The organism is Streptomyces sp. 5K101 (genome assembly GCF_046506645.1).
Lineage (GTDB): Bacteria > Actinomycetota > Actinomycetes > Streptomycetales > Streptomycetaceae > Streptomyces.
Genome location: NZ_JBKFFO010000009.1, coordinates 103,227 through 126,618, shown reverse-complemented (window position 1 = coordinate 126,618; position 23,392 = coordinate 103,227). Strand labels below are relative to the sequence as shown.

The window sequence follows — 23,392 nt, the reverse complement described above, 5'->3', positions numbered from 1 at the left end:
GGCTCCTGGTCGGTGCTGTTGTGCGCCGCTATGACACCGACAGGGTGACAGACCGAGCCCGTTCATAAGCACGGAGTCACCGAACTGGGTGAGCCCTTTCGTGTTTCCGCTGGTCGCGAGGGGTGCTGCGAGGATCACGCCGCACGCCTGTGTCGCAGGCGTGCGGCGTGTCCCCGTGTCGTACGGATCAGGACTCGCGGGACCCGGCGTACATCTCCTCGATGAGGTCCATGTACTCGCGCTCGACGACCGGGCGCTTGAGCTTGAGGCTGGGCGTCAGTTCGCCGTGCTCGATGTCCAGGTCGCGGGGCAGGAGCCGGAACTTTTTGATGGTCTGCCAGCGCTGCAGGCCTTCGTTGAGCCGCTTCACGTAGCCGTCGACGAGCTGCTCGACCTGCGGAGAGGCGACCACCTCCGCGTAGGACCTGCCGCCCAGACCGTTCTCCTCGGCCCAGCCGAGGATCGTGGCCTCGTCGAGGGCGATGAGCGCCGTGCAGAAGTTCCGGTCGGCGCCGTGGACGAGGATGTTGGAGACGAACGGGCACACGGCCTTGAACTGGCCCTCGACCTCGGCCGGTGCGATGTACTTGCCGCCGGAGGTCTTGATCAGGTCCTTCTTGCGGTCGGTGATCCGCAGGTAGCCGTCCGCGGACAGTTCGCCGATGTCGCCGGTGTGGAACCAGCCGTCGGGCTCCAGGACCTCGGCGGTCTTCTCGGGCAGCTTGTGGTAGCCCTCCATGATGCCGGGGCCGCGCAGCAGGATCTCGCCGTCGTCGGCGATGCGCACCTCGCAGCCGGGCACCGGCTTGCCGACCGTGCCGGTGCGGTACGCCTCGCCGGGGTTGACGAAGGAGGCGGCGCTCGACTCGGTGAGGCCGTAGCCCTCCAGGATGTGGATGCCGGCGCCGGCGAAGAAGTAGCCGATGTCGGGGGCGAGCGCGGCCGAGCCGGACACGGCGGCGCGCAGCCGGCCGCCGAACGCCTCGCGGAGCTTGGAGTAGACGAGCGCGTCGGCGATCTTGTGCTTGGCGCTCAGGCCGAGGGGGGCCGAAGCGGTGCCGGTGCGGCGGAAGTTGTCCTGCGTGGTCCTGGCGTACTCGCGGGCGACCCCGGCGGCCCACTGGAAGATCTTGTACTTGGCGCCGCCGCCGGCCCGCGCCTTGGCTGCGACCCCGTTGTAGACCTTCTCGAAGATGCGCGGAACGGCGGCCATGTAGGTCGGCTGGACCACCGGCAGGTTCTCGATGATCTTGTCGACGCGGCCGTCGACGGCGGTGACGTGCCCGACCTCGATCTGGCCGGAGGTCAGCACCTTGCCGAAGACGTGGGCGAGGGGCAGCCACAGGTACTGGACGTCGTCCTTGCCGATCAGGCCCGTGGCGGTCATGGCCTTGGCCATGTAGGACCAGTTGTCGTGCGGCAGCCGCACGCCCTTGGGCCGGCCCGTGGTGCCGGAGGTGTAGATGAGCGTCGCGAGCTGGTCGGCGGTGATGGCCGCGACCCGCTCCTTGACGGCCTCGGGGTGCTTCTCGAGGTACGCGGCGCCGCGCGCCTCCAGGTCGGCGAGAGTGAGGACCCAGCCCTCCGGGTCGGCGTCGTCGGGCTCGACGCCTTCGGCGTCGAAGACGACGACGTGGCGCAGCTCGGGCAGCTCGGCGCGGCGCTCACGGGCCTTCGCCAGCTGGGCGGCGTCCTCGGCGATGAGCACCCGGCTCTCGGAGTCGGCGAGGATGTACGCCGACTCCTCGGCATTGGTCGAGGGGTAGACGGTGGTGGTCGCGCCGCCCGCGCACATGACGCCGAGGTCGGCGAGGATCCACTCGACCCGGGTGGAGGAGGCGAGCGCGACCCGCTCCTCGTGGGCGACCCCGAGGTCGATGAGGCCGGCCGCGATGGCGTAGACCCGCTCGGCGGCCTGGCCCCAGCTCAGGGACTTCCAGTCGTCGGGCCCCGTCCCCGAGGCGGGGGGCACCGGATAGCGGTAGGCCTCGCCGTCCGGCGTGGCGGCCACGCGCTCGGTGAAGATGGTCGCCACCGATGGCGGTCGGTTCTCGATCTGGGTCTGGGTTTCGCTCACGACGTCCTCCGGGCCTGGCGGCAGCATGCACGACTGGCTGGTTGTTTAACTGGCGAGTAACCATCGAGCCGTGATCAGAGTAGAGCGCACATGGGCGGCGCGTAAGAGCCTGCGGGCTGCCGCTTCATAACGAACGGAGCGCAGGTCCGCTCTCCGGAGCAACGGATCGGTGCCCCGCACATGTAACGATTCGCACCTGTCCAGGTGGCCGAAAAGCGCCCGTCCTGGTCCGGACGGGCGCTTTTTGGTACGCGCGGGAAGGGAAGGCGGGCTGCCGGCGTGGGGGGCCGTTCCCGGCGCACCCGCCGTCACCCGCCCGGCCTCGTGACTACTTCTTGCTCTTGCCGCCATCGTCGCTGGACAGCACCGCGATGAAGGCCTCCTGCGGGACCTCCACGGAGCCGACCATCTTCATGCGCTTCTTGCCTTCCTTCTGCTTCTCCAGCAGCTTCCGCTTACGGGAGATGTCACCGCCGTAGCACTTGGCGAGAACGTCCTTGCGGATGGCGCGGATGGTCTCGCGGGCGATGACCCGGGAGCCGATGGCCGCCTGGACCGGGACCTCGAACGCCTGCCGCGGGATGAGCTCCTTGAGCTTGGCGACGAGCCGGACGCCGTACGCGTACGCCTGGTCCTTGTGGGTGATGGCGGAGAAGGCGTCGACCTTGTCGCCGTGCAGCAGGATGTCGACCTTGACGAGGCTGGAGGCCTGCTCGCCGGTGGGCTCGTAGTCGAGGGAGGCGTAACCGCGCGTCTTGGACTTCAGCTGGTCGAAGAAGTCGAAGACGATCTCCGCGAGGGGCAGGGTGTAGCGGATCTCGACCCGGTCCTCGGAGAGGTAGTCCATGCCGAGCAGGGTGCCGCGGCGGGTCTGGCAGAGCTCCATGATCGAGCCGATGAACTCGCTCGGCGCGAGGATCGTGGCCCGCACGACCGGCTCGTGCACCTCGTTGATCTTGCCCTCGGGGAACTCGCTCGGGTTCGTGACCGTGTGCTCGGTGCCGTCCTCCATGGTCACGCGGTAGACCACGTTCGGGGCCGTGGCGATCAGGTCGAGGCCGAACTCGCGCTCCAGCCGCTCCCGGATGACGTCGAGGTGCAGCAGGCCGAGGAAGCCCACGCGGAAACCGAAGCCGAGGGCGGCGGAGGTCTCCGGCTCGTAGACCAGGGCCGCGTCGTTGAGCTGGAGCTTGTCGAGTGCGTCGCGCAGCTCCGGGTAGTCCGAGCCGTCCAGCGGATACAGCCCGGAGAAGACCATGGGCTTGGGGTCCTTGTAGCCGCCGAGCGCCTCGGTGGCCCCCTTGGTCTGCTGGGTGATGGTGTCACCCACCTTGGACTGGCGGACGTCCTTCACACCGGTGATCAGGTAACCCACCTCGCCGACGCCGAGGCCGTCGGCGGGCAGCATCTCCGGGGAGTTGGTGCCGATCTCCAGCAGCTCGTGCGTCGCGCCGGTCGACATCATCCGGATCCGCTCACGCTTGCTGAGCTGGCCGTCGACCACTCGCACGTACGTGACCACACCGCGGTACGAGTCGTAGACCGAGTCGAAGATCATCGCGCGGGCGGGCGCGTCGGCGACACCGACCGGGGCCGGGACGTCCTTGACCACCCGGTCGAGCAGCGCCTCGACACCGACGCCCGTCTTGGCGGAGACGCGCAGGACGTCGTCCGGCTCGCAGCCGACGAGGTTCGCCAGCTCCTCGGCGAACTTCTCCGGCTGCGCGGCCGGCAGGTCGATCTTGTTCAACACCGGGACGATCGTGAGGTCGTTCTCCATGGCCAGGTAGAGGTTGGCCAGGGTCTGCGCCTCGATGCCCTGAGCGGCGTCCACGAGCAGGATGGTGCCCTCGCAGGCGGCGAGCGACCGCGACACTTCATAGGTGAAGTCGACGTGCCCGGGGGTGTCGATCATGTTGAGGATGTGGGTCCTCCCCTGGTCCTCACCCTCGGTGGGCGCCCACGGCAGACGGACCGCCTGGGACTTGATCGTGATGCCGCGCTCGCGCTCGATGTCCATACGGTCGAGGTACTGAGCACGCATCTGCCGCTGCTCGACCACACCGGTCAGCTGGAGCATCCGGTCGGCAAGCGTCGACTTGCCGTGGTCGATGTGCGCGATGATGCAGAAATTGCGGATCAGCGCCGGGTCGGTACGGCTCGGCTCGGGCACGTGGGTAGGAGTCGCGGGCACGCAGGGTCCTGATTCTTTGGCAGACGCCGGGTCGGTGAGCTCGGGTCCGTGTCGGATCGATACGTAGGCTCTATGGTCCCACGCGTGCGGGGCTGTGCCCGGTTTGGGCCACCCGTGGGGCGACTGGTAGCCTGAGCAGCTGTGTCTCGCGCCCTCTCCGGGGGCACCTCCCGTGTCCGAAGGGCCAGGGGGAAGAGACATGCAGTTGAAGATCATCGAACTCCCCCTGCGCCCCATGGGCGTGGGTGAAACCCCAGAAAAGGGCTTTTCGTGGCGAACATCAAGTCCCAGATCAAGCGGAACAAGACGAACGAGAAGGCGCGCCTGCGCAACAAGGCCGTCAAGTCGTCGCTCAAGACCGCGATCCGCAAGGCCCGTGAGGCCGTCGCCGCCGGCGACGTCGAGAAGGCGACCGTGGCTGCCCGTGCCGCCTCGCGTCAGCTCGACAAGGCCGTCTCGAAGGGTGTCATCCACAAGAACGCCGCCGCCAACAAGAAGTCGGCGCTGGCCTCCAAGGTTGCCTCCCTCCAGGGCTGAGCACGTGACTGATCGCCGTTAGGGATCAAGCGGGCCCTCTCATCCGCTCCCGACCGGCACCCCTCGCGCCGCACGCGGCCTGCGTTCGCCACGCGGGTGCGGCGCACCAAGCTCGAAGCCAAGGCCCCGGCCCCGGCTCCTTCCCCAGGACCGGACGGGGCCTTTGCCATGCCCGGGGAGAGTTCGGGCCTGAGGGCGCAGGGGCCGGCCGCGCCTGGCGGTTCGGGGTGGGCCCTCAGGGAGTGGCCGCGTCCGAGTGGGGCGGCACGGCCCCCGAGGGGCGGCGGGGCCGTGGGCCAACGCCCCGGAGGGTCAGGCGCGGCGGAGGCGGGCCGCTCGGGCGATCGTGACGACCGCCTTCTCCAGGGCGTACTCCGCGTCGTCCCCGCCGCCCTTCACCCCCGCGTCCGCCTCCGCGATCGCCCGCAGGGCCATCGCGACGCCGTCGGGGGTCCAGCCGCGCATCTGCTGGCGGACCCGATCGATCTTCCACGGCGGCATGCCCAGCTCCCGCGCCAGGTCGGCGGGCCTGCCGCCCCGCGCCGAGGACAGCTTTCCGATCGCGCGCACGCCCTGCGCCAGCGCGCTCGTGATCAGCACGGGCGCGACGCCGGTCGACAGCGACCAGCGCAGCGCTTCCAGCGCCTCCGCCGCCCGGCCCTCGACGGCCCGGTCGGCGACGTGGAAGCTCGACGCCTCGGCGCGGCCGGTGTAGTAACGCCCGACGATCGCCTCGTCGATCGTGCCCTCGACGTCGGCGGTCAGCTGGGACACCGCGCTCGCCAGCTCCCGCAGGTCGCTGCCGATGGCGTCGACCAGGGCCTGGCACGCCTCGGGCGTCGCTGACCGCCCCAGCGCCCGGAACTCCGCGCGGACGAAGGTGAGCCGCTCGCCCGGCTTCGTCGTCTTGGGGCAGGCGACCTCGCGCGCCCCCGCCTTCCGCGCCGCGTCGAGCAGCCCCTTGCCCTTGGCGCCGCCGGGGTGCAGGAGCACGAGCGTGATCTCCTCGACGGGGGAATCGAGATACGCCTTGACGTCCTTGATCGTGTCCGCCGACAGATCCTGCGCGTTGCGCACGATCACGACCTTGCGCTCGGCGAAGAGCGAGGGGCTCGTCAGCTCGGCGAGCGTGCCGGGCTGCAACTGGTCGGCGGTGAGGTCGCGTACGTCCGTGTCGGCGTCGGCCGCCCGCGCCGCGGCCACCACCTGCTGCACGGCGCGGTCGAGGAGCAGGTCCTCCTGGCCCACGGCGAGCGTGACGGGGGCGAGCGGGTCGTCGGTCGAATTCTTCCTGGCCATCGCGGTCAAGCATCCCACGGCCCACTGACACCCTCCGGCGCGTCCCGAGCCGTAGCGGAGAATGGGCCGGTGAACGAACGACATGTACTGGTGCTGCCCGACCGCGACGCCGCAGAGGAGGCGGCCGAGGAGCTGGCGGAACGCTTCGGCGTCACGGATGAACCACAGCTGGTGCGGGACGCGCTGGCGGGCGAGGACGACGCCGAGGACGCCCAGTGGCTCGTGGTGGTGGAGGACCCCGACGGACGCCTGGACGCGAGCGCTCTCGACGAGTTCGCCGCCGAGTACGACGGCTGGCTCGAGGCCCCGTGACCGGGAGCGCGCAGACCGGGCGGCAGTCCGCCTGATGCGCCCGCGCCGGGTCCCACGGGACGGGCGGACGGGACTGCGCGCCGCCAGGCGCGAATCGGCCCCCCGGCGGCTGCTAGCCGGCCGCCGGATCGGGCGGGAGCCGGTCGAGCACCAGCCCGAAGTGCTCCTCGTACGCGGCCAGTACGGCGGCGTCGCCGGCGAGCTGCCGCTCGTGCCGCTCGCCGCGCTCGGTGACCACCAGCTTGCGGCCGCTCAGGGTGACCCGGCCTTCGGGAGTCAGCCGCGAGCAGACCAGGGAGCGGGTGAAGTGCGAGGCCGGCGACGTGCGGTGGTACCATGCGCCGGCCTCGAAGTCGGTGAGGTCACGCGGCCGGGTGTCGATCCGGAACTGCGGCTTGCCGTCCCGCAGCAGGTCGAGGTCCCCGTACTGCGCTCCGGCCACGATCCGGAACACACCGGCCGGGTCCTGCTGGTCCCCCCTGTCGTCCAGCACGAGCGGATGGTGGCTGTGGTCCCCGAACCCGACGTCGGCCAGCCACGGCCCGGTGCCGTCCACCGTCTCCACGCGCAGGGTGAGGTGGTCGTACGGGATGCCCAGCCGCCCGGCGTCCCCGAAGACGCGCGCCTGGTAGAGCGTCACGGTGAAGCCGAGAGCCCGCAGCAACGCCGCGAAGGCGCCGTTGAGTTCGTAGCAGAAGCCGCCCCGCCGGGCCTCCACGATCTTGGCGACGAGCACGTCGTCGGCGAGGACGATGTCCTCGCCCCGGTGGATCGACAGATTCTCGAACGGCACCGTGCGCAGATGCCGCAGCTGGAGCTCGCGCAGGGCCGCCGCGTCGGCCCGCGCCGGCCGGTCGGCGCCGATCCGGCGCAGGTACGCGTCCACGGTCCGCGGGGAGAGCGCGGGCTGGGGCCGCCGTTCCTGTCCTGGTGTTCCCATGTCGAGCAGTCTCGTCGGTCGCGCGCCGCCACGCCATGCGCCGCTGGTCCCGGGCCTCCGGTAGGAGGGGTCGGTCTCCGGACCTAGGTACCGAGCCCGCCACGTCCCGGCCGTGCCCGGCATTGCCGGAGGCAGCGGCGCCGCGGCGGCTCGAATCGTGCGAGCCAGGGATCATCCAGGCCCCGCGCGGGTCGTGACCCGCAGGCGCGGGCCCGCTCCGGCCACCGCGATCGCCCCGTCCCGGTCCGTGCGCAGCACCATCGCCCCCTGTGACCGCAGCAGCCCGACGGTCCCGGGCGCCGGGTGACCGTACGGGTTGTCGCGACCGCAGCTGATGAGCGCCAGTCTCGGCCGGACCCCGGCGATCAGTGCGGGGTGCTGGTACGCCGAGCCGTGATGGGCCACCTTGAGCACGTCCACGTGCGGTATCTCTGGATGCGCCCGCAGCAGCGCCTGCTGGGCGGGCGGTTCGAGGTCGCCGAGGAGCAGCAGTGACAGGCCGCCCGCCGCGCGGACCCGCAGGGCGACGCTGGAGTCGTTCGGTTCCTGCGGCCTCAGGCCCGCCCGGGCGTCGGGCCACAGCACCTGCCAGTCGATGCCGCCCGTACGGCGGCGCTCCCCCGGCGCGGCGCGCGCCACCGGCACTCCGGCCGCCGCGGCGATGCGCCGGACGAATTCCGCCTGCCCGCAAGGCTCCTGAAGGATCGTCGTCTGGATGACCCCGACACTCCTTCCTCTGAGCGCGCCGGGAAGCCCGGCGACATGGTCGGCATGGAAATGCGTGATCAGCAGGAGCGGAATCCTCGTCACGCCGAGATCCCGCAGACAGCGGTCCGCCAGCTCCGGGTCGGGGCCCGCGTCCACGACCACGGCCGTACCGCTCCCCGCCGCGAGGACGGTGGCGTCCCCCTGCCCGACGTCGCACATCACGTAGTCCCACTCCCGCGGTGGCCAGCCGCTGATGACTCCGGTGACCGGCGGCGGGCGCAGCACCACCAGGAGCAGCAGCAGTGCGCACAGCGCGCCTGCCAGTGGATGGCGTGGCAGCCGCCGGACCAGGAGCAGGACCACGACCGTGACCGCCGCCAGCAGCAGCCCGCCGGTCCAGCCGCGCGGCCATTCGGCGTCCGCACCTGGGAGCGCCGCGCCGGTCCGCGCCACAGAGGCGATCCAGCCGGCCGGCCAACCCGCGCAGCGGGCCAGCACCTCCGCGACCGGTATCGCCACCGGCGCCGCCGCCAGCGCGGCGAAGCCGAGGACCGTGGCCGGCGCGACAGCGATTTCGGCGACGAGGTTGCACGGGATCGCCACCAGACTGACCCGGGCGGCGAAGACCGCCACCACAGGTCCGCACACGGCCTGTGCCGCGGCGGCCGCGGCCAGGGCCTCCGCGAGCCGTGGCGGCACGCGCCGGCGCTGGAGAGCGGCGCTCCACCCGGGCGCCACGGTGAGCAGCGCCCCCGTCGCCAGAACGGAGAGCAGGAAGCCGTAACTCCGCGCCAACCACGGGTCGTACAGCACGAGCAGAAGGACGGCGGCGGCCAGCGCGGGCACGAGCGATCTGCGGCGGCCGGTCCCGATGGCAAGCAGGGTGACGAGCCCGCAGGCGGCCGCCCGCAGCACGCTCGGCTCCGGTCGGCACACGATGACAAAGGCGAGCGTGAGCGCTCCCCCAAGCAGGGCCGTGCCGCGCAGGGTGATGCCCAAACGTGGTGCGAGGCCGCCCCGTTCCGCGAGCAGTGCCCTGCCGGGTGGGCCGATCAGCAGAATGAGGACGATGGTGAGGTTGCTGCCGGACACGGCCAGCAGATGCGTCAGGTCCGTCGCCTCGAACGCCTCGTGCAGGTCCTCCGGTACGCGGGAGGTGTCGCCGACGACCAGGCCGGGCAGCAGAGCCCGGGCGTCCGGCGCCAGATCGTCGGTGGCCGCGCGCAGCCCGGCCCGCAGGTCCCCCGCCATGCGCTGCAGGGCGGTCGGTGGTCCGGTGATCCGCGGTGGGCCGGAGCCTTGGGCTCGCAGCACGGCGGCGACGGGGTCGTCCGGCCGGAGCGGCGGTACGAGCCGGCCGGCGAGCGTCAGCCGGGTGGAGGGCAGGAGCCGCCGCCACTTCGCGACCGCTCCGCCCGCGGGAACCATCACGAGGATCGGCGTCCGCGTGCCGGTGGTGACGCCGCCAGGCCCCGTCACCCGGGTCGCCTCGGCGTTCAGCACAGTCGCTCCCGGCGCGATCCGGTTGCCGACGACCCTGGGCCGCACAGGTCTCGGGTCCGAGGTGACGGTCAACTCCAGTGTCACCTCGGCCTGCTGACGGGCAAGCCCGGGCAGCGGCCCCCGGCGCACGTCGGCGCTGTGCAGCCCCGCGGAGGCGGCCGAGGCGGCGGCGCACAGCAGCACCGCGACGACGGCCGTCGCGTTGAGCCGCAGCCGCGAGCCGTGCGCGTCGGGTCGCCCACGGCAGTCGTCCCGGTCATGCCACAGCGCCGAGACGTCCGCGTCGAGCCTCTGCGGGCCGTCTTCCCCGGAGCCGTGGGACGACTGGCCTCGGGCCCTCCACCGCCGACGTGCGGCCGGGACGAGCGGGATCATGCCCGCCGTCACGATGCATGCGGCGACACCGGTCGCCGTCCACCGGCCCGGAGCGGCGACGGCGAGCGCCGCCGCCGCCCAGGCCGCCAGGGCGGGAGGGACGAGGCGCAGGTCGGCGGGTCCCTCCTGGCGCGGGTCCGCCACGCCGAGCCGGTTCCCTGAGGCAGCGTGCACGGCCGCCCGTGTCATGGCCGCACCCGGTTCTGCAGGTCCGCGAAGCGCCGGTCGCCGATCCCGTTGACCTCGCGCAGTTCGTCGACCGAGCGAAAGCCTCCGCTTCGGGTGCGGTGGTCGATGATGTGCTGGGCCAGGACCGGGCCGACGCCCGGCAGCGTCTCCAACTGCTCGGCGGTCGCCGTATTGAGACTGATCGGTCCGGTCTCCGGCCCGGTGCCCGTCGGGCCGGGCGGCCCGGCCCCGGCGACGGACGGCGGAGCACCGACGACCACCTGCTCGCCGTCCATCAGCACACGTGCCCGGTTGAGCCCGGTCATGTCCGTCCCCGCTGTCACTCCCCCGGCCGCCTCCAGCGCATCGGCCACGCGTGACCCGGCGGGCAGGCGCAGCACGCCGGGCCTGCGGACCTTGCCGCTCACATCCACCACGATCCGTGCGGACTGCCGTGCGTCGGCGGACGCAGGGGCACCCGGCGACGGCGCGGGTTCCGCCACGGGGCCCGGCAGTGGCGTGGCGCCCTGCTCAACCACCTCCGGGGCCCGCACGGCCTGCGGCCGCCCTGCCCAGGAGTGCTGGACCGCGAAGACCGCGGCGACTACGAGGACTACGGACAGGGCGGCGAGGGTCCGCGGTTCGAGCCCGCACCTGAGTTGCACCCATAGGGGTAACCGCTCGCGCACCGTGAGCCACCGCGCAGCGCCGCGCGGTCCTGTGCCTGCGTGGCCGGCGTCTGCCAGGTTCGTCGCCGCCGTCGGTCGCCCGTCTGCGCCGGTGCCGAGCCGACCGCCGCGATGGGCGGGGTCACGCAGCTCCGCCGCGGCGGCTCCCGCCACGCCGGGTCCCGGCCGATAAGCCGACGCACCCGGGCCAATCGACGGGCCACGCCTCGCCGCAGCGGCAGTGTCCGCTCCGGGCACCGGCCGGTACGCCGAACTGCCGGGACCGGCAGATGACGCACGCCTCGCCGCAGCAGCGGCAACGCCGGCGCCCGGCTCGTACACCGGCGCACCCGGCCCGGCGGACGACGGACGCCTCGCCGCGGTGCCTGGACGGGCCGGGGGATCGGGGGCCGACGGGATGGTCGGCGTCGTCCTGTCCCCTCCCGTGGCGGGCGGGACGCCCGCGAACAGTGCGTCGGCCCTCCGGCGGACGGCATCGGCGGCGGACGACGCCCGGCCGCCCCGCATCCGCCCGGGCCGCGGAAGACGGCGGTCCGCGGCAGCGGTCGGCTCACCGGCCCTGGATGCGGCCCCACCCCCAACGCCCGATCCCCCAGCCGCCCGCGGCCCCGGGCCGGAACCAGGACGCGCCACCTCGACCGGCGACCACGTGCTGCTCCCACCCTCCGCGGCCGCCCCCGCTGTGGGACGCCTCATCACCGGACGCGCCCCGGCCGGCAGTGCCGTGCCCACCGCAGTCCTCGCCCTGCCGGGCACGCTCGCAGCAACTCCCGTGCTCCCGGCCGGCGGCGGGCCGGCCCCCGCCGTCTGATGCCCCATCACCGGATGCGCCGCTCCAGGCGGCACCACCCCCGCACCCCCGCCCGGAAGCCGTTCCCTCAACGGTCCTGCCCGGCCTGCCGCGTCGGCTCCGGAGGTTCGCGCGTCAGTGCGCCCCGTGGCGCGGTGGCGGCCCCTCGGGCCGAGGCGCAGGCGGCCGTCGGAGGCCGGAGCACGGCCGGGTCCACTCGTGGCTGAACGTGATCGAAGAGTCATGCCACAGGACGGTAGGCACATGTGCCCGAATCCGCTGAACAGGCCCAATTCCTGTGGACAGCCCACAGGTTGTGGACATCTCGGCCACTCCGACGAGTGACCACCGTTACGTCAGCGCGCACGCAACAAGCGCCCGCGCCCTCAGCGCGCCGAGACCACAACTCCCAGCAGGCCCGGCCCGGTGTGCGCGCCGATCACCGCACCCACCTCGCTCACGTGCAGGTCGGCCAGTCCGAGCAACCGGTCGCGCAGCCGGTCCGCGAGCGCCGCCGCTCGCTCGGGCGCCGCGAGGTGATGGACCGCGATGTCCACCGGAGCCGTACCGGCCCGCTCGGCGACGACCTCCTCCAGCCGGGCGATGGCGCGCGAGGCGGTCCTCACCCGCTCCAGCGGTTCGATCCGGCCCCCTTCGAGCTGCAGGAGCGGCTTCACGGCGAGCGCGGAGCCCAGGAGGGCCTGCGCGGCGCCGATGCGGCCGCCGCGGCGCAGGTAGTCGAGGGTGTCGACATAGAAGTAGGCGGACGTGCCCTCGGCGCGCTTCTCGGCCGCCGCGACGGCCTCGTCCAGGGAGCCGCCCGCCTCCGCCGCCTCCCCTGCGGCGAGCGCGCAGAAGCCGAGCGCCATGGCCACCATGCCCGTGTCGACGACCCGCACCGGCACGGGGGCGTCCTTCGCGGCGAGCACCGCGGCGTCGTAGGTCCCGGAGAACTCGGACGACAGATGCAGCGACACGATTCCGCTCGCGCCGTTGTCGGCGATGGCCCGGTACGTCTGCGCAAACGTTTCGGGGCTGGGCCGGGACGTGGTCACCGGCCGGCGCTTCTGCAGCGCGAGGGCCAGCGAGCGCGCCGAGATCTCGGTGCCCTCCTCCAGCGCCTGATCGCCGAGCACGACGGTCAGGGGCACCGTGGTGATGCTGTGCCGCTCCATCATCGGTGGCGGCAGGTAGGCCGTTGAATCGGTGACGATAGCGACATGGCGGGACATGAGCGGGAGGTTACCCGCCGCGGGTGCCGGGCGGCAGCCCGGCCCTGCCCAGTACTTCTGCGAGGCGCGCAGCGGAACGGCCCGGAGGGCGGCCCGGCCCGCCGTCCGTGATCAGTTGGAGGTCTCGGGGCGGGCGGACTTCTGCCACGGATAGGTGGTCTGCTGCCGCGGTTCCCCTGCCGTGATGGCCTGCGGCTGCTCCGGTGCCTGGTCCGGCTCCGTCCAGGACCGCTCGCCCGGCGCACCGGGGGCCCGCGATCCTGCGCCGCCGGCGTCCGCGGCGCGGCCCGGCCGGTGGTCCGCACCGGTCTCCGGGGCATCGGCCGACCAGTGCCGCAGCGCACCGGCCTCCATGTCGATCTGCGCGCTGAGGATGTCCAGATCGTCCTCGGCGAACTTGCCGGCCCGGTCTCGCGCCGCCCAGCGCAGCGATTCCGCGGAGTGCGTGATCCGCTCGGTGCGCTCGCGCAGGGCCGGCAGGAGCGAGGCGACCGTCGCCCGGTCGGGCTCGCGCTCCAGCCGCTTGAGCTCGGCGTCGAGCTCCTGTCCGTGCGCGCTCAGCCGCCGGAACAGCGCCAGCGACTCGGAGAGCGACGCGTCCTCCGCCACGCCCGCCTGCAGCGTCTCCTGCGTCGCCCGCATCGACGTGCGCAGGGATAGCCGGAGCTGCGCCAGCTCGCCGCTCACGCCGCCCTGTCCGTAGCTCTTCGCCCGCAGTGTGGTGTCCTCGACGGTGCGGCGTGCCTGGGTGACCGTGCGCTCGACGCCGCGCTTGGCGGCGCCCACCACCTTGACGGCGACATACACCCCCAATGCCACGAAGGCGAAGAAAAGCAGCGCCAGGATCGTGATTACGGCTCCGGCATCCATGAACGCCCTCCGGCATCGGTTGTGGTTCTTCCCACGGTAAACGGAAAGGGCAGGCCGAGGGTTCCACCGGAACCCTCGGCCTGCCCCTAGGGGAGACCCCCCGGCCCCGCTACGCGGGAACGATGTTGACCAGCTTCGGGGCCCGCACGATGACCTTGCGGATGCCCGCGCCGCCCAGCGCGGCGACAACCGTCTCGTCGCCCAGCGCCAGCGCCTCCAGATCCGCGTCCGTGATCGAGGGGGACACCTCCAGGCGCGCCTTGACCTTGCCCTTGATCTGCACGACGCACGTCACGGTCTCGTCCACGACGTACGCCGGGTCGGCGACCGGGAAGCTCGCGTGCACGACCGAGCCGGTGTGGCCCAGCCTGTGCCACAGCTCCTCGGCGATGTGCGGGGCCAGCGGCGCGACCAGCAGCACCAGGCGCTCGGCCACCGAGCGCGGCAGCGGACCTGCGGTCTTGGTCAGGTGGTTGTTCAGCTCGGTGATCTTGGCGATCGCCGTGTTGAACCGCATGGCCGCCAGGTCCTGGCCGGCGCCGTCGATCGCCTTGTGCAGGGCGCGCAGCGTGTCCGCGTCGATGTCGGCGTCCTCGGTGTCGACGACGGTGACCTCGCCGGTCGCCTCGTCGACGATGTTGCGCCACAGCCGCTGCAGCAGGCGGTACTGGCCGACGACCGCGCGGGTGTCCCAGGGCCGCGACACGTCCAGGGGACCCATCGCCATCTCGTACAGGCGCAGGGTGTCCGCACCGTACTCGGCGCAGATCTCGTCGGGAGTCACCGCGTTCTTCAGGGACTTGCCCATCTTGCCCAGCTCGCGCTTGACCGGCTCGCCCTCGAAGAAGAACTTCCCGTCCCGCTCCTCGACCTCGGCCGCCGTCACCGGGAAGCCGCGGCTGTCGCGGTAGACGTACGCCTGGATCATGCCCTGGTTGTACAGCTTGTGGAACGGCTCGGCGGACGAGACGTACCCCAGGTCGAACAGCACCTTGGACCAGAAGCGGGCGTACAGCAGGTGCAGCACGGCGTGCTCGGCACCGCCCACGTACAGGTCGACACCGCCGTGCGGCTGACCCTCGCGCGGGCCCATCCAGTACTGCTCGACGGCCGGGTCGACCAGCTTCTCGCTGTTGTGCGGGTCCAGGTAGCGCAGCTCGTACCAGCACGAACCCGCCCAGTTGGGCATGGTGTTGGTCTCGCGGCGGTACTTCTTCGGGCCGTCGCCCAGGTCCAGCGTCACGTTGACCCACTCGCCGTTGCGGGACAGCGGCGTCTCGGGCTGGGTGTCGGCGTCGTCCGGGTCGAAGGTGCGCGGCGAGTAGTCGTCGACCTCCGGCAGCTCCAGCGGCAGCATCGACTCGGGCAGGGCGTGCGCGACGCCGTCCTCGTCGTACACGATCGGGAACGGCTCGCCCCAGTAGCGCTGGCGGCTGAACAGCCAGTCACGCAGGCGGAAGTTGATGGTGCCCTCGCCGATGCCCTTGGCGACCAGCCACTCGATGATCCGGCTCTTGGCCTCGGCGACCGGCAGGCCGTTCAGCGAGATCTCGTCGTTGGCGGAGTTGATCGCCGGGCCCTGGCCGGTGAACGCCTCGCCCTCCCAGCCCTCGGGCGGCTGGACGGTGCGGATGATCGGCAGCTCGAAGGCCTCGGCGAACTCCCAGTCGCGCTCGTCCTGGCCGGGCACGGCCATGATGGCGCCGGTGCCGTAGCCCATCAGCACGTAGTCGGCGACAAACACGGGGATGCGGGCGCCGGTGACCGGGTTCTGCGCATAGGCGCCGGTGAAGACGCCGGTCTTGTCCTTGTGCTCGGTCTGCCGCTCGACGTCGCTCTTCGTCTGGGCCTGCTTGCGGTACGCGGCGACGGCGTCGGCCGGGGTGGCCGCGCCACCGGTCCACGACTCCTTGACGCCCTCGGGCCACTCGGCGGGCAGGATCGAGTCGATCAGGCCGTGCTCGGGGGCCAGCACCATGTAGGTCGCGCCGAACAGGGTGTCCGGGCGGGTGGTGAAGACGGTGACCTTCGCGTCCGGGCGGCCGTCGACCGAGAAGTCGACGCGGGCGCCCTCGGAGCGTCCGATCCAGTTGCGCTGCTGCAGCTTGATGGCCTCGGGCCAGTCCAGCGCGTCCAGGTCGTCCAGCAGCCGGTCCGCGTAGGCGGTGATGCGCATGTTCCACTGGCGCAGCTTGGCCTTGAAGACGGGGAAGTTGCCCCGCTCGGAGCGGCCGTCGGCCGTCACCTCCTCGTTGGCCAGCACGGTGCCCAGGCCGGGGCACCAGTTGACGGGCGCGTCGGAGGCGTACGCCAGGCGGTACTCGCCGAGGACGTCGGCGCGCTCCTTGGCGCTCAGCTCGCTCCACGCGCGCGTGCCGGGTACGGACCGCTCACCGCTCTCGAACAGGGCGACCAGTTCGTCGATCGGGCGGGCCTTCTTCGCCTCCTCGTCGTACCAGGAGTTGAAGATCTGCAGGAAGATCCACTGGGTCCACTTGTAGTAGTCCGGGTCGATCGTGGCGAACGAGCGGCGCTTGTCGTGGCCCAGCCCCAGTCGGCGCAGCTGCGCCTGCATGTTCACGATGTTCGCCTCGGTCGACACGCGCGGGTGCGTGCCGGTCTGCACGGCGTACTGCTCGGCGGGCAGGCCGAAGGCGTCGAAGCCCAGGGTGTGCAGGACGTTGTGCCCGGTCATCCGCTGGTGGCGGGCGAAGACGTCGGTGGCGATGTAGCCCAGGGGGTGACCGACGTGCAGGCCCGCACCCGAGGGGTACGGGAACATGTCCATGATGAACTTCTTGGGGCGGGCGGCCATGGCCGGGTCGCCGGCCAGGTCACCGCTCGGGTTCGGCGCCTCGTAGGTCCCCTCGGCGTCCCAGAAGTCCTGCCAGCGTGCCTCGATGTCGGCCGCCATGGCAGCCGTATAACGATGCGGGGCTGCTGCCTCGGCAGCAGAAGTCATCTCGCTCATGATCCTTAAAAGCTCCATCGATCGTCTCTGCCAGCTGCCGCTGATTCATCCGGTGACGAAATGAAAAATCCCCTCGCACAGGAGGGGACGCCGCGCCGATTCCGACGGGTCTTTCATCCGTCGGGACTGATCAGCGCGGCTCGCTAAGCAGAAGGCGTACGGCACGCATGGCGTCAGGGTACCGCAGCGGGGGGAAGGGGTCGCATTCGCCGTCCATGGCGCCCTGTGACCGGCCGGTGGCGGCTCGCGAGCGATCATGGATCCGCGTTACTCCGCGTATCGACCCTATACAGGGCAACCTCCGGGTCAGTTGCCGCTGCTTCCCCGCGAATAACAGTGAAACCCCGTACTGAGCAGTATGGGCCGACCTAGAGTGCGGCAACGGGACAGCTTTCCCGCACCATTCGGAGTCGCCCCATGAACCCTCGTCTCAAACAGCGTTTGTCGCCGGGCCCCGGCCCCGGACTCAGCCGCCCGGTGCAAGGCGGCCTCTACGCGGCCGCGTTGATCCTCATCCCCGTGCTCGCCATCGGGGGCAGCGACAGCTTTCGCGCAGCGCTCGACTTCACCACCGGGGTCCTTTCCCTGGTGTCGCTGACGGCATCCGTCGCGTGGGGTCTGATCGCCACCGACCGGGTCCTCCTCTCCCCGCGCCACCGTCTGCTCGCCCAGGGCATCCACCGGACGACCGCGGTCGCCTCGCTCGGCTTCCTGCTGTTGCACGCCACCGTGAAGGTCTCACTCGGGCACGTGGCGCTGATCGGCGCGCTGATCCCGTTCGGTCTCGGTGTCACGGGCACCTCCGCCCTCATCGGCTTCGGCTCGCTGGCCGGCTTCCTCATGGTGGTCGCGGCCACGACCGGAGCGCTGCGCAGCGTGCTCGCGGGCAACATCCGTGTCGCCAGCCGCTGGCGGCCGCTGCACATGCTGGCCTACCCGGCCTGGTGCTTCGCCCTCGTCCACGGGCTCTACGCGGGTCGCCCCGCGGCGACCTGGGTCGTCACCATGTACTGCCTGGCCCTGCTCGGAGTGGCGGCCGCGGTGTCGGTCCGGCTGCTGCCGCGGCCGGTGCAGCGGCGCGTCGCCGCAAGGATCATGTCCCTGACCGGCACCGGCGACGGACCGCCCGCCGCCGACGAGCAGGCACAACGTGATCCGGTCATGTCGCCGCTGCCCGGCGCGGGCGGACTGAACGGGACGGGCCGCTCGCCCGTATCCGCCGGCATGGACCGCATGGACCGCATGAACACGGCGAACGGCATTCCGTCGCAACGCCCGTACGAGCAGGATTTCCCGCCACCGCTCGGGCAGGCGCGCGCGCAGCCGCCCCGGCTGGCCGCACCCTCGCCGCAGCTGTACGAGGCCCCTCCGCCGCCGGACGCCGAGCCGACGGTCGTTCCCAGCGGTTCCGGCCCCGGCCGCGGGCCCGGCATGGCCGCGGCCTATCGGGCCGTGTCCCTGGCGGCCGACACCGCCGCTCCGCTCGCCGAGCGCGTGCCGATGACCGACGAGATACCCGTGGTGTCCGAGACGGGACCCCGTCCGGGCACCTGGCCCACCCCCTCGCCGCCTCCGCCGGCCCAGGCCGTGCGCCCCGAGCAGGCGCCCCCGCTCTACGACACCCCGCCCCCGCCGCTGTTCGACCCGGCCCCCTCCTACGACACCCCGCCCGTGTACGGCGCCACCACGCCGTCCTACGACCCCGCCGGCCCCTCGTACGGCTCCACGGCGGCCTACGACACCAGCGGGGACTACGGCTCCACCCCCGCCTCCTACGGCGCCGCCGGTGCGAACGAGGCCGCGTCGCCCTCCCCGTACGACGACCGCTCCCCGTACGGGAACGGCGGCCCCGCCGCATACGACGACACCGCGACGATGCCCGGGCCGCTCTTCCAGCCGCCGGCCGGAGAGCCCTGGAACGCACCTGCAGGAGAACGACCGTGAACGCCCCGCTCCCCGACGTCCCCGAGGTCCGCGTCGTCGGGCTCCCCCAGCTGACGCAGGGATTCGACCTGGTCGAACGCCTCGACCTGCAGATGCACCTGAAGGTCCACGGGCCGTTGGAGCCGGTCAGCGGCGAGCGGCTCGCCCAGCTGGCCGAGGAGATATCGCTGACCGGCCGCGGCGGCGCGGGGTTCCCGTTCGGCAAGAAGCTGCGCGCCGTCGCCAAGTCGGCGATCCGGCGTGGCGTGCGGCCCGTCGTCGTGGTCAACGGCAGCGAGGGCGAACCGGCCTGCCGCAAGGACACGGTGCTGCTCAACCGTGCGCCGCACCTCATCCTCGACGGTGCGCTGCTGGCCGCCGAGGCGCTCGGCGCACGCACCCTGGTCGTCGCGGTCACCCGCAACTCCACGGAAATCTCGATGCGCGCCGCCCTCGCCGAACGCGGCCTGAGCGACCGGCGCGGTCAGCAGCTGCGCGCCAGAGTCGTCCGCACGCCCGAGCGGATGGTCTCCGGAGAGGCGTCCTCCGTCATCCGCGCGGTCAACGGCGGCCCCGCGCTGCCGCCCGGCCGCCGAATGCGCGCCGCGGACTCCGGCGTCGGCGGCGCGCCGACGCTGTTGTCGAACGCCGAGACGTTCGCGCAGCTCGCCGTAGCGGCGCGCATCGGCTCGCGCCGCTACGCGCACACGGGCCTGGACGCCGAGCCCGGCACGGTGATGCTGACGATCTCCGGCGCCGTCTCGCGTCCCATGGTCGTCGAGGTGCCCACGGGCGTCCCGCTGCGGTACGTGCTCCAGCTGGCCGGTGCGCCGCCGCTGCCGCAGGGCGTGCTCACGGGCGGCTACCACGGCAACTGGATCGACTCGGTCGCCGTGCACGAGGCGGTCGTCTCCAAGGCGTCCCTGGCGTCGGTGGGGGGCGCCCTGGGGGCCGGGGCGATCCTGCCGATCGGCCCGGAGACCTGCCCGCTGGGCGAGTCGCTGCGGGTGGCCAACTGGCTCGCCGCGGAGACCGCAGGCCAGTGCGGGCCGTGCAAGCTCGGCCTGCCGGCCGCAGCCGGCGGGCTCGCCGACGTGATCAACGGCGGCGGCCCGGCGGCGCTGGAGGCACTGCGCGAGGTGACCGGGGCGGTGAAGGGCCGCGGTGCGTGCAAGCACCCCGACGGTTCGGCCCGGTTCTTCGCCTCGACGCTGTCCGCGTTCACCGACGACCTCGCGGCCCACGTGCTGGACGGCGGCTGCGGACGGCCGGTGACCGGTGTGCTGCCCCTTCCGCTGCCCGGCTACGAGGAGGCGGAGGAGTCCATTCCCAGCGGCGAGAAGGTCTTCATCGACTGGACGCTCTGCCAGGGGCACGGGCTGTGCGCCGACATCATCCCGGAGCTGATCCGGCTCAACCCCGACGGCTACCCGTCGGTGGCCGACGCGGTGGTCCCGGTGCACATGCGCGGGCGCGCACAGCGTGCCGTGCGCCGCTGCCCGGCACTCGCGATGCGGATCGAGCAGGTGGCCGCTCCCGCCCCGGAGCCGTCGCGCCCCGCGCTGCCCAGCAGTAACCGCAAGGCCCTGGGCAGCGGCCGGGGTTGACGGCACGCACCGACACGACGAAGCGGGCCACCCGATCCGGGTGGCCCGCTTCCTGCTTCTGTGGAGCTAAGGAGAATTGAACTCCTGACCTCCTGCATGCCATGCAGGCGCTCTACCAACTGAGCTATAGCCCCTTGCCGTGGCCGCCCTGTCCGGGTTCCCCCGCGGCGACGTAGAGAACATTAACGCCCTCGTCGGCGCATCTCCAAATCGTTTCCCCCGGTGACCGACACATACCGGATTCTCCGCTTCGCGGCTGGTGGCGGAGGGGCGGGTCAGGCGGTCGCGAACGAGTAGAAACGCTTGAGGGTGCAGTGTTCGTCGAGCAGCCGGCCGTAGATCGGCTCCCCCTCGAGCTCCCGGTAGGTCTCGATGGGGTCGCCCTTTATGATCAGCGCCCGCGCGCACTCCTCGCACCAGTACTGGTACTCCGGATTGACCGGATCCATGTCTCTGACGATCGGCGTACCGCTGCCGCACCAGTCGCACTTCCGCCTGTGGGAACCCATCATTCAGCTCCAGCTGTGGCCGCAGGCCGTGCACACGTAGGAAACGCCTCCGTTGTCTCCGAGGACCTGGGCGACATGGGCAGAACCGCAGGAAGGACAGCTGAGGCGAGCACGTGCCTCCGCCGTGGCAAGCAGGTCATCGGCAGCCTCCCGGGCTTCCTCGCCGCTGGCGGACATCCGCGCTCCCTCCCTCACCGCCGGTGTCCCCTCCGGCCGTCCGATTCTGCCATGGCCACGCAAGGAGGTCAGCGGCGTTTGCGAACGAGACCGGCCACGGCACCCAGCACACAGGCACCGGACAGCGCGAGGGCGGTCACCCACAGGGCGTCGGCGGACGCCTGGGGGCCCGGTTCCGTCAGCCGGCCGAGGAAGAGGGTGCCGAACAGGGCGACGCCGACGATCTGTCCCAGCTGGGTGACGGTCACCAGCAGCCCGCTCGCGTCGGCGGCGTCCTCCTGCCGCACCTTCGCCAGCGCGCCGGTCAGGGTGGGGCTGTAGGCGGCAGCCATGCCTACGCCGCTGGCCACGAAGGCCGCGTACAGCAGCGGACCGCCGTCGCCGCCGTCGCGCAACAGCAGTCCCACGGCGGCGCTCGCGACCCCGGTCAGCACGAAACCGGCCGACACCAGGGCCCGTTGCCATGCGGTCGGCCAGCGCCGCCAGGTCGTCGCCACGACGCCGAACACGACGGCCGACGGCGCGAACATCAGCCCGGCACGCAGCGCGCTGTGTCCCAGGGCGCCCTGGAAGTGGAGCGTGACGGTGAAGAGGAAGGCTGCGTTCACCGCCATGACGGCCGCGATCCTCAGCACCGCGAGGCCGATTCCGGGGCTGCGCAGCACCCTCGGGGAGATCAGGGGCGCACCTCGCCGGCGCGCGAGCCGCGCCTCGTGCCACAGAAGGCCGGCCAGGACCACCGCCGACGCGGCCAGCGACAGCCAGGACCACAGAGGCCAGTCCTGCTCCTGCCCGAGGACCAGCGGGACGGTGAAGAGTGACACCGCCGCGGCGAGCAGCACCAGCCCGGCCGGGTCGAGACCGCCGGCGCGCACCCGGGCCGCCTGCCGGTCACGCGGCAGCACCTTGGCACCCAGGAGCAGGAGTACGAGACCGATGGGCACGTTGACGAGGAAGACCGGCCGCCAGCCCGTGCCGAACAGGTCGGCGCTGACCAGGACGCCGCCCACGACCTGGCCGGCGGCGGCGCCGCTCGCGAGGACGGCGGAGTAGGCCCCGAGTGCCCGGATGCGGCCCTCCGCGGTGAAGTTGCGCTGGATGAGGCTCAGCACCTGAGGGATCATCAGGGCCGCCCCGGCTCCCTGGAGGAAGCGGAAGGCGATCAACTGTCCCGTGTCCGCGGCGAGTCCGCAGGCGAGGGAGAAGGCGGTGAAGGCCGCCAGGCCGCCGAGGAACACACGGCGGTGGCCGGACGTCGCACCGAGACGCGCGCCGGCGATCAGCAGGACGGCGTAGGAAATGGTGTATCCGGCGACGACGAGCTGCAGGTCGGCGCCGGACGTGCGGAGTTCGGCGCGGATCGTGGGTGCCGCCGCGTTCACGATGAAGGTGTCGAGGAGCGCCATGAACTGAGCGGCGAGCACGGCGGCCAGCAGCAGCCGGGGGCCGCCACTGTCAGTGGTGGGGTCTTTACTTGTCCGCGGGGTACTTCGCGGGGTGCGGGGAGCGGTCGTCGTCATGGCGGCGAGACTGCCGTGCCCCGGATACGGGTAACGAGAGCCCGTCGATGCTGGTACTGACAGCACCTGGCAACGGCGGACCGCTGCTTCGACGATGGGGGGTGTGACCACGATGACGACAGGGACCAGGAGCGGGGCGCGTCCGCGGCGCCGGTCCGAGCTCGCCGCGTTCCTGCGCAGCCGCCGGGCCCGGCTGACACCGGCCGACGTCGGCATGCCGCCGGGGCTGCGGCGGCGTACGCCGGGCCTGCGCCGCGAGGAGGTCGCACAGCTCTCGGGCGTCGGCGTCACCTGGTACACGTGGCTGGAGCAGGGCCGCCCCATCAACGCCTCGGCGCAGGTGCTGGACGCCGTGGCCCGCACCCTGCGGCTCGACCAGCCCGAGCGCGAGCACCTCTACCACCTCGCGGAGGTCCCGTACGCGCCGGACCCCGCGGCCGAGGAGCAGAGCGTCGGACCCGAGATCCAGGGCCTGATCGACGCGCTGGACCCCCGCCCGGCGGTGGTCTACAACGCCCGCTACGACATCCTGGCCACCAACCCGGCCTACCGTGAGCTCTTCGAGCTGGACAGCCCGGAGGCGCACGGCGTGGGCAATGTGCTGTGGGCGCTGTTCACGGTGTCCGAGGCGTCCTGCCCGGTCGTCTTCCGGGACTCCGAGCTGCCGTTGATGGTGGCCCAGCTGCGCGGCGCGTACGGGCGCCATGTGGGCGAGCCGGCCTGGGAGTCGTTCGTCGAGCGCCTGTCGGCAGCGAGCCCGTTCTTCGCACGGCTGTGGGAGAGCGGCGACGTCGTGCCGCCGGGCCCGCGGGTCAAGACGTTCCGTCACCGGACGGTCGGCGAGGTGCGGATGACGTCGGTGTCGCTGTCGATCAACGGGATGCCGGAGTGCCGGATCGTGGCGTACACGCCGGACGACGAGGAGAGCGACGCGCGGATACGGGCGCTGCGGGGCTGACGCGCGCGAGGGGGCTGTCCGCCGGTTCGTGCC

The 23,392-nt window shown here is 72.2% G+C and carries 16 protein-coding genes and 1 tRNA gene; 5 read left to right on the top strand and 12 right to left on the bottom strand.

Annotation, left to right across the window (positions count from 1 at the left end; translation table 11 throughout):
* Positions 1-187: 187 nt before the first annotated feature.
* Positions 188-2,077: an AMP-dependent synthetase/ligase gene (locus ACLB9X_RS18930; RefSeq protein ID WP_410361555.1), complete on the bottom strand. Its 1,890-nt coding sequence runs from the start codon at positions 2,075-2,077 to the stop codon at positions 188-190.
* 328 nt (positions 2,078-2,405) lie between these two features.
* A complete protein-coding gene (gene lepA / locus ACLB9X_RS18925; protein ID WP_410361554.1) occupies positions 2,406-4,271 on the bottom strand; it encodes a translation elongation factor 4 in 1,866 nt (621 codons plus the stop codon).
* Between the two features lie 270 nt (positions 4,272-4,541).
* Here lepA and rpsT point away from each other — a divergent pair, with 270 nt between their 5' ends.
* Complete coding sequence (gene rpsT / locus ACLB9X_RS18920) at positions 4,542-4,808, top strand: 30S ribosomal protein S20 (RefSeq protein ID WP_365990413.1); 267 nt, start codon at positions 4,542-4,544, stop codon at positions 4,806-4,808.
* A gap of 312 nt (positions 4,809-5,120) precedes the next feature.
* On the opposite strand, the gene holA is transcribed toward rpsT, so the two are convergent.
* A complete protein-coding gene (holA, locus tag ACLB9X_RS18915; RefSeq protein ID WP_410361553.1) occupies positions 5,121-6,107 on the bottom strand; it encodes a DNA polymerase III subunit delta in 987 nt (328 codons plus the stop codon).
* Between the two features lie 69 nt (positions 6,108-6,176).
* Between holA and ACLB9X_RS18910 the strand changes: the two genes are divergently transcribed.
* Positions 6,177-6,419 carry a hypothetical protein gene (locus tag ACLB9X_RS18910; RefSeq protein ID WP_410361552.1) on the top strand — a complete coding sequence of 81 codons (243 nt, stop codon included), beginning with the start codon at positions 6,177-6,179 and terminating at the stop codon, positions 6,417-6,419.
* A 112-nt stretch (positions 6,420-6,531) separates the two neighbouring features.
* Here ACLB9X_RS18910 and ACLB9X_RS18905 read toward each other — a convergent pair whose 3' ends face one another.
* From ACLB9X_RS18905 to leuS, 6 genes are all read right to left on the bottom strand, one after another.
* Positions 6,532-7,359: an arylamine N-acetyltransferase family protein gene (locus ACLB9X_RS18905; protein ID WP_410361551.1), complete on the bottom strand. Its 828-nt coding sequence runs from the start codon at positions 7,357-7,359 to the stop codon at positions 6,532-6,534.
* A 171-nt stretch (positions 7,360-7,530) separates the two neighbouring features.
* The gene (locus tag ACLB9X_RS18900) at positions 7,531-10,134 is read right to left on the bottom strand and encodes a ComEC/Rec2 family competence protein (protein ID WP_410361550.1); all 2,604 of its coding nucleotides are present in this window, start codon (positions 10,132-10,134) and stop codon (positions 7,531-7,533) included.
* Complete coding sequence (locus tag ACLB9X_RS18895) at positions 10,131-10,778, bottom strand: helix-hairpin-helix domain-containing protein (protein ID WP_410361549.1); 648 nt, start codon at positions 10,776-10,778, stop codon at positions 10,131-10,133. Before ACLB9X_RS18895 ends, ACLB9X_RS18900 begins: the two co-directional genes overlap by 4 nt.
* Positions 10,779-11,978: 1,200 nt before the next feature.
* Positions 11,979-12,824 carry a DegV family protein gene (locus ACLB9X_RS18890; protein ID WP_410361548.1) on the bottom strand — a complete coding sequence of 282 codons (846 nt, stop codon included), beginning with the start codon at positions 12,822-12,824 and terminating at the stop codon, positions 11,979-11,981.
* A 111-nt stretch (positions 12,825-12,935) separates the two neighbouring features.
* A complete protein-coding gene (locus ACLB9X_RS18885) occupies positions 12,936-13,694 on the bottom strand; it encodes a hypothetical protein (protein WP_410361547.1) in 759 nt (252 codons plus the stop codon).
* A gap of 109 nt (positions 13,695-13,803) precedes the next feature.
* Positions 13,804-16,665, bottom strand: coding sequence for a leucine--tRNA ligase (gene leuS / locus ACLB9X_RS18880; RefSeq protein WP_410361546.1), 2,862 nt, complete (start codon positions 16,663-16,665; stop codon positions 13,804-13,806).
* A 417-nt stretch (positions 16,666-17,082) separates the two neighbouring features.
* Between leuS and ACLB9X_RS18875 the strand changes: the two genes are divergently transcribed.
* Together ACLB9X_RS18875 and ACLB9X_RS18870 are read left to right on the top strand one after the other, a co-directional pair.
* Positions 17,083-18,609: a hypothetical protein gene (locus ACLB9X_RS18875; protein ID WP_410361545.1), complete on the top strand. Its 1,527-nt coding sequence runs from the start codon at positions 17,083-17,085 to the stop codon at positions 18,607-18,609.
* Positions 18,606-20,195 carry a ferredoxin gene (locus ACLB9X_RS18870; RefSeq protein ID WP_410361544.1) on the top strand — a complete coding sequence of 530 codons (1,590 nt, stop codon included), beginning with the start codon at positions 18,606-18,608 and terminating at the stop codon, positions 20,193-20,195. Before ACLB9X_RS18875 ends, ACLB9X_RS18870 begins: the two co-directional genes overlap by 4 nt.
* Positions 20,196-20,256: 61 nt before the next feature.
* On the opposite strand, the gene ACLB9X_RS18865 is transcribed toward ACLB9X_RS18870, so the two are convergent.
* From ACLB9X_RS18865 to ACLB9X_RS18855, 3 genes are all read right to left on the bottom strand, one after another.
* A tRNA-Ala gene (locus ACLB9X_RS18865) sits at positions 20,257-20,329 on the bottom strand.
* A gap of 141 nt (positions 20,330-20,470) precedes the next feature.
* The gene (locus ACLB9X_RS18860) at positions 20,471-20,644 is read right to left on the bottom strand and encodes a hypothetical protein (RefSeq protein ID WP_018846673.1); all 174 of its coding nucleotides are present in this window, start codon (positions 20,642-20,644) and stop codon (positions 20,471-20,473) included.
* 305 nt (positions 20,645-20,949) lie between these two features.
* The gene (locus ACLB9X_RS18855) at positions 20,950-22,401 is read right to left on the bottom strand and encodes an MFS transporter (protein WP_410361543.1); all 1,452 of its coding nucleotides are present in this window, start codon (positions 22,399-22,401) and stop codon (positions 20,950-20,952) included.
* A 94-nt stretch (positions 22,402-22,495) separates the two neighbouring features.
* Between ACLB9X_RS18855 and ACLB9X_RS18850 the strand changes: the two genes are divergently transcribed.
* The gene (locus ACLB9X_RS18850; RefSeq protein WP_410361542.1) at positions 22,496-23,359 is read left to right on the top strand and encodes a helix-turn-helix transcriptional regulator; all 864 of its coding nucleotides are present in this window, start codon (positions 22,496-22,498) and stop codon (positions 23,357-23,359) included.
* Positions 23,360-23,392: the final 33 nt, after the last annotated feature.

Excerpts from the sequence above, each read along its gene's own strand:
- ACLB9X_RS18855 (WP_410361543.1), bottom strand. The coding sequence starts at position 22,401 with ATGACGACGACCGCTCCCCGCACCCCGCGAAGTACCCCGCGGACAAGT.
- ACLB9X_RS18850 (WP_410361542.1), top strand. The coding sequence starts at position 22,496 with ATGGGGGGTGTGACCACGATGACGACAGGGACCAGGAGCGGGGCGCGT.
- ACLB9X_RS18860 (WP_018846673.1), bottom strand. The coding sequence starts at position 20,644 with ATGGATCCGGTCAATCCGGAGTACCAGTACTGGTGCGAGGAGTGCGCG.
- ACLB9X_RS18900 (WP_410361550.1), bottom strand. The coding sequence starts at position 10,134 with ATGACACGGGCGGCCGTGCACGCTGCCTCAGGGAACCGGCTCGGCGTG.
- ACLB9X_RS18905 (WP_410361551.1), bottom strand. The coding sequence starts at position 7,359 with ATGGGAACACCAGGACAGGAACGGCGGCCCCAGCCCGCGCTCTCCCCG.
- holA (WP_410361553.1), bottom strand. The coding sequence starts at position 6,107 with ATGGCCAGGAAGAATTCGACCGACGACCCGCTCGCCCCCGTCACGCTC.
- leuS (WP_410361546.1), bottom strand. The coding sequence starts at position 16,665 with ATGAGCGAGATGACTTCTGCTGCCGAGGCAGCAGCCCCGCATCGTTAT.
- ACLB9X_RS18885 (WP_410361547.1), bottom strand. The coding sequence starts at position 13,694 with ATGGATGCCGGAGCCGTAATCACGATCCTGGCGCTGCTTTTCTTCGCC.
- ACLB9X_RS18875 (WP_410361545.1), top strand. The coding sequence starts at position 17,083 with ATGAACCCTCGTCTCAAACAGCGTTTGTCGCCGGGCCCCGGCCCCGGA.
- ACLB9X_RS18890 (WP_410361548.1), bottom strand. The coding sequence starts at position 12,824 with ATGTCCCGCCATGTCGCTATCGTCACCGATTCAACGGCCTACCTGCCG.